This is a genomic window from Paenibacillus protaetiae (genome assembly GCF_004135365.1).
In the GTDB taxonomy this organism is placed as follows: domain Bacteria; phylum Bacillota; class Bacilli; order Paenibacillales; family Paenibacillaceae; genus Paenibacillus_AP; species Paenibacillus_AP protaetiae.
This window is the reverse complement of sequence record NZ_CP035492.1, coordinates 1,386,354-1,398,924: the sequence shown is the minus strand read 5'-3', so window position 1 is coordinate 1,398,924 and position 12,571 is coordinate 1,386,354. Positions and strand designations below refer to the sequence as shown.

The following is a 12,571-nucleotide window of genomic DNA, read 5'->3' as shown; positions in this document are numbered from 1 at the left end:
AATGAGGTGGTGGAACGATGGATTTATGGTTTTTAGGCACTGCGGCGGGCCGTCCGACAAAAGAACGCAACGTGACGTCCATTGCGCTGAAGCTGCCGGATCCAAGATGTGAAATATGGATGTTTGACGCCGGGGAAGGGACGCAGCACCAGCTGCTGCATTCGCCGCTGAAGCTGAGCAAGCTGACGATGCTATTTGTTACGCATTTACACGGCGACCATACATTTGGCTTGCCTGGCCTGCTCAGCAGCCGGTCATATTTTGAAACGAAGGAGCCGCTGAAGCTGTTTGGCCCGCCGGGCATTAAACAGCTTGTCACAACAGCGCTGGAAATAAGCGGTTCCCGGCTTGAATATGAGCTGATCATTACGGAAATTTCGGAAGGCATCGTTTATGAAGACGAGCAATACAAGGTTGAGGCCGCGCTGCTTGACCACCGGATTGAATGTTTCGGCTACCGTGTTACGGAGCAGGACCGCCCCGGCAAGCTGGACGGCGAGAAGCTGAAGCGGCTCGGCGTGCCAAGCGGACCTTTATATGGCCAGCTGAAAAACGGCCGTGATGTGGAGCTGCCGGACGGCACCCTTATCCGTTCATCTGATGTAGTTGGCGCGCCAGTGAAGGGCCGCGTGGTGACGATACTTGGCGATACGCGGCCATGCGATAACGCGGTTAAGCTTGCTGCAGGAGCTGATTTGCTGGTGCATGAGGCCACGTTTGCCGAAGGCCAGGAGGAAAAAGCATACGATTACGGGCATTCCACAACGCTGCAGGCTGCGCAGGCGGCCAAAGAAGCCGGCGCCCGTCAACTGGTAATGACCCACTTCAGCTCCCGATTTCGGGGAGAGGATATGCCGGCGCTGGAAGATGAAGCGAAGACGGTTTTTCCCGCATCCGCTGCTGCATTTGATATGATGCATATTCATATCCCATGCGTTCATTAACCTTCGGAAGCGAAAGCGGCGTTTACAGCGCGACTGCTGATAAGCTGTATCATGTACTGGACTGAACCTATACATAAAAGCAAATCATAAGGCCCTTCCCGTACTGAACGGGGAGGGCCTTTCAGCTGCCGGGCCGAATGGGTATGACGCAAATATAAGGAAAATAAACCAATTGCGGTGCGAACATGTATTCTGTAGAATGGACAGTAAACAGGCATTATGCATGGAACAAAGGAGAGGACGGTTATGAATCGCTGGACGGGGAAAACCTCCGGGCTCGAGGAGTGGCTCCAGCTGCTGAAGCAGGATCAAGCCGTTATGGATAATATAACGCATTGGAGAACGATTGAAGCCAAAGAAGCGCAAACCGCCGCTACGCCGGATGATTTGCATCCAAAGCTGAAAGAAGCGCTTGCCACCAAGGGGATTAATCGTTTATATACACACCAAAGCTCAAGCTATGCCGCCGTAAGAAACGGCAGCCACATTGTGGCGGTAACGCCAACGGCATCCGGCAAAACGATGTGCTACAACTTGCCGGTTCTGCAATCGCTGCTGGAGAACGGGGAAGGCCGGGCGTTGTATTTATTTCCGACGAAAGCGCTGGCCCAGGACCAGGTGGCCGAGCTGCAGGAGCTGGCCGATTTAATGGATGTTGATCTTAAGACGCATACATACGACGGGGATACGGCTCCGTCAGTACGGCAAGTGATCCGCAATGCGGGACATATTGTCGTCACGAATCCGGACATGCTGCACTCGGCAATTTTGCCGCATCATACCAAATGGGTCAAGCTGTTCGAGAACTTGAAATATATCGTTATCGACGAGCTGCATTCGTATCGCGGCGTATTCGGAAGCCATGTCGCCAATGTGGTGCGCAGGCTGAAGCGGATCTGCCGGTTTTACGGTTCCAATCCGCAATTTATTTGCGCTTCGGCAACCATAGATAATCCGGGAGAGCACGCGGAGAGACTGATCGGAGACAAGGTTGTGCTGATCAACGACAATGGGGCTCCAATGGGGGAAAAACATTTTATTTTCTATAATCCCCCTGTTGTCAATAAGCAGCTGGGCATTCGGCGCAGCAGTGTCCTTGAAACCCGCAAGCTGGCGGCGATGCTGCTGCAGCAGGGCGTGCAGACAATCGTGTTTGCCCGCAGCCGAGTACGGGTCGAACTGCTGCTTACCTATTTGCAGGAGCTGATCAAGGACAAACTGGATGCGCCGACGATCCGCGGCTACCGGGGCGGTTATTTGCCCAAGCTGCGCCGGGAAATCGAACGCGGGCTGCGCAGCGGCCAAATCCGCGGCGTTGTCAGCACGAACGCGCTGGAGCTTGGCATTGACATCGGCCAGCTGCAGGCATGCGTGCTGAACGGCTATCCGGGAACGGTTGCGAGCACGTGGCAGCAGGCGGGTCGGGCAGGGAGAAGGCAGGAAAGCTCGGTGACGTTCCTCGTTGCGAGCAGCAATCCGCTCGATCAATACATTATTCAGAATCCGGATTTCTTTTTTAACCGGCCGGCGGAACGCGCCCTTATTCATCCTGATAATTTGCTTATACTGATTGACCATGTCAAATGCGCGGCATACGAGCTGCCGTTCGAAGCGGGAGAAACGTTTGGCGGAGAACGGCTGGAAGATATGATGGAATTTCTGGTGGAGGAGAAGGTGCTGCACCGCGCGGGCGACCGCTGGTTTTGGATGGAGCAGTCGTTCCCGGCCCACAATATTTCGCTCCGCTCCGCTGCGCAGGAAAATTTCGTCATTATTGATATCACCAACGGCAGCCGGGTACTTGGCGAGGTTGACCGGTTTGGCGCTCCGACTCTTATTCATGAGGAAGCCATCTATATCCACGAAGGGGTGCAGTACCAGGTTGAGAAGCTGGATTACCCTGAGAAAAAAGCATACGTGCGGGAAGTCAACGTGGATTATTACACGGATGCCAATCTGGCTGTGGAGCTGAAGGTGCTGCATGTCGACAAAGAAGCGGAATCCGGCGAACTGCTCCGGCAATATGGAGAAGTGACCGTCAATTCGAAGCCTACTATCTTTAAAAAAATTCGGCTGCGCACGCATGAAAATATCGGCTCCGGCCCGATCCATCTGCCGGAGGAGGAACTCCATACAAGCAGCTACTGGTTTTCGTTCAGTGATGAGGCGGCAGAAGGCAAAAGCAAAAACGAAATGCAGTTTGCGCTGCTTGGCATTGCCAACGTGCTGGTTCATATCGCGCCGCTTTATTTGATGTGCGACCCGTTCGACATCCGCGTCGTGCCGCAGGTGAAAGCGGTCCATACGCAAAAGCCGACAATCTACTTCTACGACCGGTATCCGGGAGGAATCGGGCTGAGCGAGCGGCTGTATGAAGTTCATGACGAGCTTCTGCGCCAAGCAGCCCAAGTGATTCGCTCCTGCACCTGCCTAAGCGGTTGCCCGGCTTGTGTTGGGCCGATTGAAGAAGTTGGTTTGCTTGGCAAGCAGCAGGCGTTGTCGCTGCTTGAGCGAACAGGCGGCGCATTATGAGCGGCTTGCGTGAACGAATGAGCCGTCTGCGCGGGGATGCTTCCGCACTGCCGGCTGAGACGGCCGCGGCCGCGGAGAAGGGGATAACGGAAGCATCAGCTGCCGCCGTTATCCCTGCTTCGCCTGAGTCGGGCGCAGGCGAAGTTTGTTCGGCCGAGGCTGCTGTTGCAGCACCTGGACTAACGCCCTCCGCAGCAGCAAATCCGGCCAGAGCGGGGGCGCAGCCTTCTCCGCCGCCGTCGCAGGAGAAAGAAGAGGACGAGCTTGGCCCGGAATGGGCGAAGCTCGGTGTAAAGCTGATCCATAACGAAATGGGAAGCTTTTTGCTGCGCCGCGTCACCTATGCCGCCGATTATCGGCATGGTACGCATCATTTGGCTGAGCTGGCGGATGCAGCCGCCCATTTGTCCGCTTTTCATCCCGGCGAGCCGGTAGACGATAAGCACATCTTGTTTCTCGACCTGGAAACAACCGGCCTTGGCGTAGGAGCGGGCAATGTTCCGTTTATGATCGGGCTTGGTTATGCGGGAGCCGGGCAGTTTACAATCGAGCAGGCGCTTATCCGCCATCCTGCTGAAGAGCGGGCGATGCTGGATTATTTAGACGGGCTGGTCAGCCGCTTTCGTTTCCTCGCAACGTACAATGGACGAACTTTTGACTGGCCGGTGCTGCAAAACCGGTTCATCCTAAACGGCTTTCGGAATCGGACCTGGCAGCCGCTCCATCTTGATTTTTTGCATCCGGCGAGGAGCATTTGGCGCAATACGCTTCCTTCCTGCAAGCTGAGCTATGTGGAGGAGTCGCGGCTTGGCATTGCAAGGCAAGACGATGTGCCGGGCTTGCTGGCGCCGCAGCTTTATTTTCAGTTTTTGGCGGACGGCAAGCCCGGGCCGCTGGAAGGCGTCTTCCGGCACAATGAAATTGATATGCTGTCGCTTGCCTGTCTGGCAGTCCGGTTTGGTTATTTGCTGGGCGATGAGCGTGCAGCCAAGCTGCCGCTTCCGTCAGAGCCGGAAGAACTGGTCCGGACGGGCTTATGGCTGGAGCGGATGGGTGCCCGGCAGCAGGCGGAACGGATGTTCAGCGCAGCTGCCGGGATGAGCGGCAGGACTGCTTATTCGGCACTGCTGCTGCTGGCGGCAAGAGACAAGAAAGCTGGAAATTGGAGCCGTGCTGTGTTATTGTGGCAGAAGGCTATTGACGCGCAATCTGCGTTCGGAGCGAATCAGCAGGAAGCTTATGTCGAGCTGGCGATGTATTACGAGCATAAGATTAAAAATATAGAGCTTGCCATTTATTACACGAAAGAAGCGCTGGAACTGGCGGTTAGCCATCCGTTGGCCGGCCGGATGAATCCGAAGCGAAGAGCCGAGCTTGATGCGCTGCGCAGGCGGCTGGACCGGCTTCACCGCAAAGCGGCGGCGCAACGTTAGCGATGGTCGGCGTTAAACGGAAGGCTGCGGCTAACGGCAGCGTGAACCGGCTGGATCGGGCGATGCTTCGGGCACGGGCAATATAGGGGAGTGCAGGTATGCCATTGAAACCAACCGCGATGCGCGGTTTTTTGATAGACTTGGACGGAACGTTATATCACGGATCCAAACGGATTGAAGGTGCGGACCGGCTGTTGGCTGCGCTGCGGGCCAACCGGCTGCCTTTCCGGTTCGTGACGAACAATTCCTCCGTTTCTCCGGAGGAGGTTGCAGCAAGATTAAATGGCATGGGGATCGAGGCGCAGCCGGATGAGGTGTGCACTTCATCTTTAGCGGCTGCCCAGTATATCGCGCAGCGGAAACCGGGAGCATCGGTGTATGTTGTCGGAGAAGCCGGTCTTAAACAGGCTGTGGCGGAAGCGGGACTGCGGCTGACGGAAGAGGAGCAGCCGGATTTTGTCGTGCAGGGGATCGACCGCGAGCTGAGCTACAGCCGCGTGGCTGCGGCAGTCCGATTCATTCGGGCTGGCGCAGTATCGGTAATGACCAATCCCGATTTATTGCTGCCGGGCGAATCCGGCTTGCAGCCGGGTGCCGGTTCGATCGGCGCGATGATCGAGGCCGCTTCGGGACAAGTTCCGGTCGTCATCGGGAAGCCTTCGTCGATATTGATGGATTATGCACTGCAGCAGCTCGGGATGGAGCCGGGCGGTATTTGGGTCATCGGCGACAACATGGCGACGGATATTGCCGCCGGTATCGCAGCCGGATGCGGAACGGCACTTGTATTAACCGGTTTGACGACCAGAGATAACTATGAGCATTATGCCAAACTGGCAGGCTGTAAGCCGGATTTGATATGCGGCAGCCTGGATGAGCTGCAATCGTATATTTTATCGCGTATCGGGCTATAAGAGTATGAAGCAAAGCGACAGGGACAGGAAGGAATGAGTCGGAATGCCGGAATTGCCGGAAATGGAAACGTATCGTAAACTGCTGAACGAGCAAATTGCCGGGGCAGTCATTACAGGAACGGAAGTAACGCGGGATAAATCAATTAACGTAAGCCCGGACGAATTTCAGCAAATGCTTGTTGGCCGCACAATCTGGTATGTGGAACGGCGCGGCAAACATTTGATATTCCATCTGGATAACGGGAAGCGGCTGGAGCTTCATCTCATGCTTGGCGGGTCCATGTTTTTTGGATCGGAGGAAGAGAAGCCGGACAGAACGATACAAGTGACAATCCGCTTTGAGCACGGGAATCTGTATTTTATCGGGCTGCGGCTGGGCCATTTGCATCTGCTTTCCGTAAAGGAGCTGGAAGGCGCGCTGGCAAAGCTTGGTCCCGATCCGTTCGATAAGCGGCTGAATGCGGCTAAGTTTGCCGATCTGTTTGCCAAAAAACGCGGAACGTTAAAAGCATCCCTTGTAGACCAGCAGGTGTTGTCGGGCATCGGCAACTGTTATGCGGATGAAATCGTTTATGCGGCCTCCATCCGGCCGGATGCCAAAATTCCAACGCTGGAATCCGGCGATTGGGAACGTTTACATACATCCATGCATAGTGTGTTAAAGGAAGCGATAGCAAGGGGCGGCTACATGGATCAGCCTTTCACCGCTGCCGATACGTTAACAGGCGGCTACGATGAGTTGTGCCAAGTGTATGACCGGGCTGGAGAAAGCTGCCGCCGGTGCGGAAGCACAATCGAGCAGATCGAAGTGGCATCGCGCAAAGCTTTCGTGTGCCCGTCCTGCCAGAAGGAATAGCAGGGCATGTTAGGTTACCACGTCAGCATTAAAGGCGGTTATGCGAAAGCTGCCCGGGAAGCGGCAGCAGCCGGATTAACGGCGTTTCAATATTTTCCGAAAAATCCCCGGAGCCTGACGGTTAAACGTTTTGACCGGAAAGACGCGCTGGAATGCGCAGCTCTATGCGAGAAGCACAAAATCGTAACGGTGGCCCATACGCCGTACCCTACCAATCTGGCCGCCGATACGGAAGAACAGCAGGACCGGACGGTATTGTCTCTGCTGAACGATCTGGACATCGCGGAAAGCTGCGGTTCGATCGGCATCGTCGTCCATTTTGGCGTATATAAAGGCACAGAGCCGTTAACCGGCTATCAACATATTATTGCTTGCTTGAATCGCGTAGCGGCAGCATGGAATGGAAAAGCAAAGCTGCTGATTGAAGTGCAGTCGGGCGAGCATACCTTTATGGGCACAACCATGGAGGAGCTGGCGCAAATCCGCCGTTTGAGCAGCTATCCGGAGAAACTTGCCTTTTGCCTGGACAGCTGCCATCTGTTTGCGAGCGGCGTATGGCGCGGCGAAGTTTCAGCCGAATGGGCGGATAAAGCGCGAAAGCTGGGCGTACTGGAGCAGGTTGCAGCCGTCCATTTCAACGACAGCCTGTATCCTTGCGGGCAAAAAAAGGACAGACACGCCAGGCTGCTGCAAGGGCATATCGGAGAAGCCGGCTTGCAGTGGCTTATTTCAGCGCCGGAGCTTATGAACGTGCCTTTTATATTGGAAACGTCTCCTGATGATGGCGGGTCTTATGAGGAGCAATTAAATATAATGCGCAAATGGAGGAATCAGCTATGATTCATGTCTATTTGGACGACTTCCGCGCCTGCCCGAAGGGGTTTGTCCTTGCCCGGAATGCCGAGGAATGCAAGCTGCTGATTGATTCGGAGCCAATCGGCATCTTATCGCTTGATTTTGATTTAGGCTGGGGCCAGCCAACCGGCCTTGAGGTCGCCAGATATATCGTGGAGACAGGCAAATACCCGCAGCATGTGTATATGCATTCTTCCAGCACGCATGGCAAAATGCAAATGTATGCGATGTTGTCCGAAACGGCCCCTCTCGATATGGGGCTGTCCAATCATATGATGCCGGATTCGCTGCTGCTGCAAATTGCGCAAAATGCGGCTGATTCCCATTCCTAAAGGCACAAACCTTGCGGCCGGTTAGCGGCTGCAAGGTTTTTTATTATAGCCGCTTATATTTCCTGCTATTGGGCGGCTTGAATTTTATGTTACAATAATAATGCGTTGCTTGCTTTGGCAAGGCGCATTTTTGTTATTTGATGGAGGAAATGTGAATGCGTTTAATTGGCACGGCTAATCACGGTTACTCGCCGTATGCGATAGAAGAGCTCAGGCGCCTGATGGGGGGCGGGTCTTTCACGCAGCTTGCGGCAGGGGAAGTGTTTCTTGTTGAAACCACGCTGGACAAGCAGCAGCTGGCCGGGCTGATCGCGGCGAATCCGCCGATTTTTTTAAGGCATATTCAGCCTGTAGATGAAGTATTGGAGCTTGAAGGCAATGAAAGTGATTTGGCAAGTTTGACAAAAGCGGTCCAGAACTTGGCCGGCAGCTTGGCAGGGCGGAAGGCAGCTGTTCATGTGCGCAAAAGCGCCAAAACAAGTTATCCTTATTCGCCTGCCGATTCAAGAACGATTGTGGATGAAATCCTTACGGCGGCCGGAGCGGAAATCGTGCGGCAGCAGCCGGACAACATCATCGCTATTTATGCGGCGGATAGCAGAATGTATATCGGGGTCGGCACACCGGAGGAAATGCTGTCGGACTGGCCGGGAGGCGCGATCCGTTTCCAGAAAGAAGAAGGGCAAATATCCCGGGCTAAGTTTAAACTGCTGGAGGCGGAGCGGGTATTTGGCCTTGATTTGTCGGCCTATCGTTCTGCGCTTGATATCGGCGCGGCGCCGGGGGCTGGACTTCGCTGCTGCTGGAACGGGGACTTCATGTAACGGCGATTGATCCGGCCGAACTGCATGAATCAATCCAAAAACATCCGCGTCTTACTTATTTGAAGCGCAATGCGGCGGATGTGCAGTTTCAAGCGGGATCATTCGATCTGCTTGTTTGCGACATGAGCTGGAGCCCTATGCAGATGGTCAAGCTGGTGCTTGGCCTTGAAGAGGCGCTTGCTCCTCAAGCATCGGCCGTTATAACGATTAAGCTGATGCACCGTAAGCCTTTGCAAACGATTAGAGATGTGATCGCGAAGCTGGAGACTGTTTTTAAAGTGGAGCGGGCAAAGCAGCTCGTTCATAACCGCGAAGAGATTACATTGTTTTTGATCAAAAGAAATTAGGCCGCAGCTGCTGCAACAGACCGTCTGTAGAGGAGAGGTCAACTGTGAGGTCAAGCCGGATGCTATTTTCGAATATGCGGATCAAATATAAAATTTTCGTGTTAATTGCTGCCTTAATGGGCGGTTTGGGGCTTATCACCAACTTTATTTTGCAATATGCGTTTGGCACGTATGACAGCGTGATGTATAAGGAATCGTCCAAAGCGCTGAGCATCTCATCAATGGGGATGGAGAACGAGCTGAAAAAAATTTCAACTCTCTCCTTTTCCGTTGTGACAGACCCGGATATTCAAGCTCATTTGTGGAATATTCGGACGGCTGATACGGATTATGTGAGTTATGTGGCGTTTACGAAAATTCGCGAACGGATGGTGGAGTTAGGCGCACTGGATAAATACGTCTTGTCGATGCAGCTGTATGACGTCAACGATAAGGAATATGCGGTTGGCACACGTCCTGTTACTTTAAACCAGGCCCGGCTCCAGCGGCTGAAATGGGAAGCGGTTGCAAATAAAGGCGGCATTACATGGGTTCCGCCGGATGACAATGACAGTACGCTTACAGCTACAAGAAATATTCGGAGGTATGAGGAGCTTTCTTTGGAGACGCTTGGCATATTGGCCATCCGCGTTGATGTGAGCCGGCTGTTCTCCGACTATGCCAAAGGGTTGGATAATGAAGATTCTCAGTTTATTATTTTGAAAGACGACGAAGTCGTATATCCGGAGCAGGAAACGGACATCAAATTGGAAACGCTTACGGCACTGGAGAAGGAGCAGCAGGGCTATAAAATTATTCGCGACGGCGGAAAATCGTATTTTATCACGTACCTGTCTTCCGCTTATACGGACTGGACGTATTATACCGTGACGCCTTATGATCAAATCTTTTATACGACGGTCCGTATGAAAAGCACGGTCATTCTTATTTACGGTTTGCTGTTTGTTGCGGCTGTTCTGCTCGCTTATCAGATTTCGAGAAGGATTACGGTGCCGTTAGAGAAGCTGTCTCTCAAGATGAAACGGGTGCAGCTTGGCCATTTCGATTACCAGGATGAGGAGAACAGCGCTTTGCCGATGGACGAGGTTGGCCAAATGCAGCGTAATTTCCGCATTATGGTGGAACGCATCAACGAGCTGATCCAGGAAAATTACGTGAAGCAGCTGGCTATCAAGGATACGCAATTTAAAGCGCTGCAGGCGCAAATTAATCCGCATTTTTTGTACAATACATTGGAGACGATCAACTGGTCGGCCAAAATGAGCAATCAGACCCGTATTTCGCAAATGGTGGAGTCGCTTGGCGCTTTGCTGCGCTTGTCGATTAATACGCGAGACCCCGTCATATCGTTAAGCCGGGAACTGGAAATTATCAATCCTTATATTACGATTCAACGGTTCCGGTTTGAAGAAAGGCTGGATTTCCATATCGATGTGCCTTCTCACCTGCACTATTGCAGCATACCGAAACTATCGGTCCAGCCGCTTGTGGAAAATGCGATCAACTACGCACTGGAGCAAATGATCGAGCCTTGCACGATCCGGCTTGCTGCCGCTGTTACGGCAAACAAGCTGCGTATCAGCGTGGAGGATAACGGTCCCGGCATGGAGAAGGAGTTTGTAAATAAGCTGCGGCAAGGAATTGTAAAACCAAAAGGCACAGGGCTTGGTCTGCAAAACATTGAAGAGCGCATAAAAATTTTATACGGCGAAGAATACGGCTTGGAAATCGAAAGCGATCCCGGCCAAGGCACCAAAGTAACGCTTGTTTTGCCGTATGAGGTGAGGGATGAGCATGTATAGAATATTGCTGGTAGATGATGAGCGCATTATTCTGGAAGGCATATCGACGATGGTGAACTGGCAGTCGCAAGGCGCCGAGCTGGCGGGCACGGCAAGAAACGGAATTGAAGCGCTTGATCTGATGGAAAAGCTGAAGCCGGACATCGTCATTTCCGATATAAAAATGCCCGGCATGGACGGGCTCCAGCTTGTCGAGAAAGCGTATGAGCTGTTTCCGGGGACGGGTTTTATTTTGTTATCCGGCTTCAGCGAATTTGATTATGCCCGCAAAGCGATGCAATACGGCGTCAAGCATTATTTGCTCAAGCCCTGCAACGAGAATGTCATTTTGGAAGCGCTGCAGGAATTGATAACCGGCTTAGAGGGGAAACGCCACCGCGAGCAGTTCATGCAAGGGCTGCAGCAGGAGCTGGCGAAGGTGCTTCCTCACGCCAAGGAGCAGTTTCTGAAGGAGCTGGTCACGAATAAAACATACGGGCAACGCGATTGGGACGACTACCGGAGGCTATTCCGCATTGAGGTCGAAAAAGAGCAGGTGCAGCTCATCTTGTTTCAGCCGGAAGGCGAATACGAATATGAGCATCTGTTTGCGATCAAAAACATAGCGGAGGATTTGCTCGGCAAGTCCATTGTGCTGCTCGGCACAACCATCGGCGGGCAGGCGCTGTTGCTGCTCAAGGAATCATACCGGCAGGAGTGGCTGTTCGAGAAGCTGCAGCTTATTAAAGAGACGTTTATCCGTTTCTACAAGCAGGATTCGACGATCGCAGTAAGCGCCCCTTCCCTCATTACGGATGCCCGGTTTATGTACCGGGAAACGATGGAATGTTTGGATTACCGTTTTTACTTCGGGGAAGGCACCATTATATCGAAAAAAGACATCGCGCATGTCGAATCTGCTCCGGCTATGGATTATGATGACGAGAAACTGGCTTTGCATCTGAAATCGGGCAATTGGGACGGGGCAGGGCAGGAGCTGGAGCTGTTTTTCCAGGAGCTTGCCGGGAGCCGGATGGACGCGGTTATGACCAGGTCCTATCTCATGACGCTGCTCATCACAATTGCCCGGCAGAGCCGGCCGGAGGAGATGGGGCGGTACATGCAGCTTATAACCAAGCTGGACGAACAGCATACGCTTAAAGCCTCGCAGCAATTTGTCACCGATATTGCGAAAGCGGTGGCGGCAGCTAACCACCAAACGCAAAAAACGAAACATTCCTCCATTATCGAGCGGATGATAGAGGTAGTGAACGAAAATATAGGCGACGAGCTGTTGTCGCTCAACTGGGTCGCCAGCGAAACTTTATATATGAATGCGGATTACCTGGGCAAACTGTTCAAGAAAGAAACCGGCGAGAAATTTTCCAACTTTGTCATGCGCCAGCGGATTGAGAAGGCGGTTCAGCTTATCGAAGCGGCGGAAGACGTCAAAGTATTTGAGCTTGCCGAGCAGCTTGGATTCGGCGATAATCCGCAATATTTCAGCCAGGTGTTTAAAAAATACACCGGCCAGACGCCGTCGGAGTACCGTAAAGCGCCAAAGTAACAACCGGACATGATCCATCCATATTTCATCGGATAAAAATGAACGACAGCATATAGTTTGAGAAAGGCCTGCTCTGACGAGCAGGCCTTTCTCTGTTTTTTTAACAAAATAAGCGGTTTTTTAAATTCCGGCTGTCTCCGGATTCCTTTACCATTATGGATGAAGGGTATACCAGATGCCGCAGCC

General features: G+C 53.0%; 11 protein-coding genes and 1 pseudogene. All 12 read left to right on the top strand.

All coding sequences use genetic code 11. The annotated features are described in order from the left end of the window. Positions 1-17: 17 nt before the first annotated feature. The 12 genes and pseudogenes from rnz (at position 18) to ET464_RS06175 (ending at position 12,385) form a co-directional block, all read left to right on the top strand. The gene (gene rnz / locus ET464_RS06220) at positions 18-944 is read left to right on the top strand and encodes a ribonuclease Z (protein ID WP_129439226.1); all 927 of its coding nucleotides are present in this window, start codon (positions 18-20) and stop codon (positions 942-944) included. A gap of 246 nt (positions 945-1,190) precedes the next feature. Next, entirely contained in the window at positions 1,191-3,476 is a 2,286-nt protein-coding gene (locus ET464_RS06215) for a DEAD/DEAH box helicase (RefSeq protein ID WP_129439224.1), read from the top strand. Beyond that, positions 3,473-4,909: a ribonuclease H-like domain-containing protein gene (locus ET464_RS06210; protein WP_129439222.1), complete on the top strand. Its 1,437-nt coding sequence runs from the start codon at positions 3,473-3,475 to the stop codon at positions 4,907-4,909. Before ET464_RS06215 ends, ET464_RS06210 begins: the two co-directional genes overlap by 4 nt. 98 nt (positions 4,910-5,007) lie before the next feature. After that, positions 5,008-5,823 carry a TIGR01457 family HAD-type hydrolase gene (locus tag ET464_RS06205; protein WP_208543902.1) on the top strand — a complete coding sequence of 272 codons (816 nt, stop codon included), beginning with the start codon at positions 5,008-5,010 and terminating at the stop codon, positions 5,821-5,823. A gap of 43 nt (positions 5,824-5,866) precedes the next feature. Beyond that, on the top strand, positions 5,867-6,679 hold the full coding sequence (gene mutM, locus ET464_RS06200; RefSeq protein ID WP_129439220.1) for a bifunctional DNA-formamidopyrimidine glycosylase/DNA-(apurinic or apyrimidinic site) lyase: 813 nt from the start codon (positions 5,867-5,869) through the stop codon (positions 6,677-6,679). A 6-nt stretch (positions 6,680-6,685) separates the two neighbouring features. After that, positions 6,686-7,519 (top strand): deoxyribonuclease IV, encoded by an 834-nt coding sequence (locus ET464_RS06195; protein WP_129439218.1) that lies wholly within the window; start codon positions 6,686-6,688, stop codon positions 7,517-7,519. Further along, entirely contained in the window at positions 7,516-7,866 is a 351-nt protein-coding gene (locus ET464_RS06190; protein ID WP_129439216.1) for a cyclic-phosphate processing receiver domain-containing protein, read from the top strand. Before ET464_RS06195 ends, ET464_RS06190 begins: the two co-directional genes overlap by 4 nt. A 155-nt stretch (positions 7,867-8,021) precedes the next feature. Continuing rightward, positions 8,022-8,690 carry a class I SAM-dependent methyltransferase gene (locus ET464_RS06185; RefSeq protein ID WP_341869756.1) on the top strand — a complete coding sequence of 223 codons (669 nt, stop codon included), beginning with the start codon at positions 8,022-8,024 and terminating at the stop codon, positions 8,688-8,690. Next, positions 8,663-8,770: pseudogene (locus ET464_RS20695) on the top strand (SAM-dependent methyltransferase); the annotation flags it as partial. The gene ET464_RS06185 and the pseudogene ET464_RS20695, both read left to right, overlap by 28 nt. Before the next feature lie 63 nt (positions 8,771-8,833). After that, positions 8,834-9,037 (top strand): hypothetical protein, encoded by a 204-nt coding sequence (locus ET464_RS20690; RefSeq protein ID WP_341869755.1) that lies wholly within the window; start codon positions 8,834-8,836, stop codon positions 9,035-9,037. A gap of 59 nt (positions 9,038-9,096) precedes the next feature. After that, a complete protein-coding gene (locus ET464_RS06180; protein WP_129439214.1) occupies positions 9,097-10,839 on the top strand; it encodes a cache domain-containing sensor histidine kinase in 1,743 nt (580 codons plus the stop codon). Then, complete coding sequence (locus tag ET464_RS06175) at positions 10,832-12,385, top strand: response regulator transcription factor (protein ID WP_129439212.1); 1,554 nt, start codon at positions 10,832-10,834, stop codon at positions 12,383-12,385. Before ET464_RS06180 ends, ET464_RS06175 begins: the two co-directional genes overlap by 8 nt. Positions 12,386-12,571 lie beyond the last annotated feature (186 nt).

What these genes read in the sequence shown, in the direction of transcription:
- ET464_RS06180 (WP_129439214.1), top strand. Translation starts at nt 9,097, where the DNA reads ATGCTATTTTCGAATATGCGGATCAAATATAAAATTTTCGTGTTAATT.
- ET464_RS06215 (WP_129439224.1), top strand. Translation starts at nt 1,191, where the DNA reads ATGAATCGCTGGACGGGGAAAACCTCCGGGCTCGAGGAGTGGCTCCAG.
- mutM (WP_129439220.1), top strand. Translation starts at nt 5,867, where the DNA reads ATGCCGGAATTGCCGGAAATGGAAACGTATCGTAAACTGCTGAACGAG.
- ET464_RS06185 (WP_341869756.1), top strand. Translation starts at nt 8,022, where the DNA reads ATGCGTTTAATTGGCACGGCTAATCACGGTTACTCGCCGTATGCGATA.
- ET464_RS06210 (WP_129439222.1), top strand. Translation starts at nt 3,473, where the DNA reads ATGAGCGGCTTGCGTGAACGAATGAGCCGTCTGCGCGGGGATGCTTCC.
- ET464_RS06205 (WP_208543902.1), top strand. Translation starts at nt 5,008, where the DNA reads ATGCCATTGAAACCAACCGCGATGCGCGGTTTTTTGATAGACTTGGAC.
- ET464_RS20690 (WP_341869755.1), top strand. Translation starts at nt 8,834, where the DNA reads ATGGTCAAGCTGGTGCTTGGCCTTGAAGAGGCGCTTGCTCCTCAAGCA.
- rnz (WP_129439226.1), top strand. Translation starts at nt 18, where the DNA reads ATGGATTTATGGTTTTTAGGCACTGCGGCGGGCCGTCCGACAAAAGAA.
- ET464_RS06175 (WP_129439212.1), top strand. Translation starts at nt 10,832, where the DNA reads ATGTATAGAATATTGCTGGTAGATGATGAGCGCATTATTCTGGAAGGC.
- ET464_RS06190 (WP_129439216.1), top strand. Translation starts at nt 7,516, where the DNA reads ATGATTCATGTCTATTTGGACGACTTCCGCGCCTGCCCGAAGGGGTTT.
- ET464_RS06195 (WP_129439218.1), top strand. Translation starts at nt 6,686, where the DNA reads ATGTTAGGTTACCACGTCAGCATTAAAGGCGGTTATGCGAAAGCTGCC.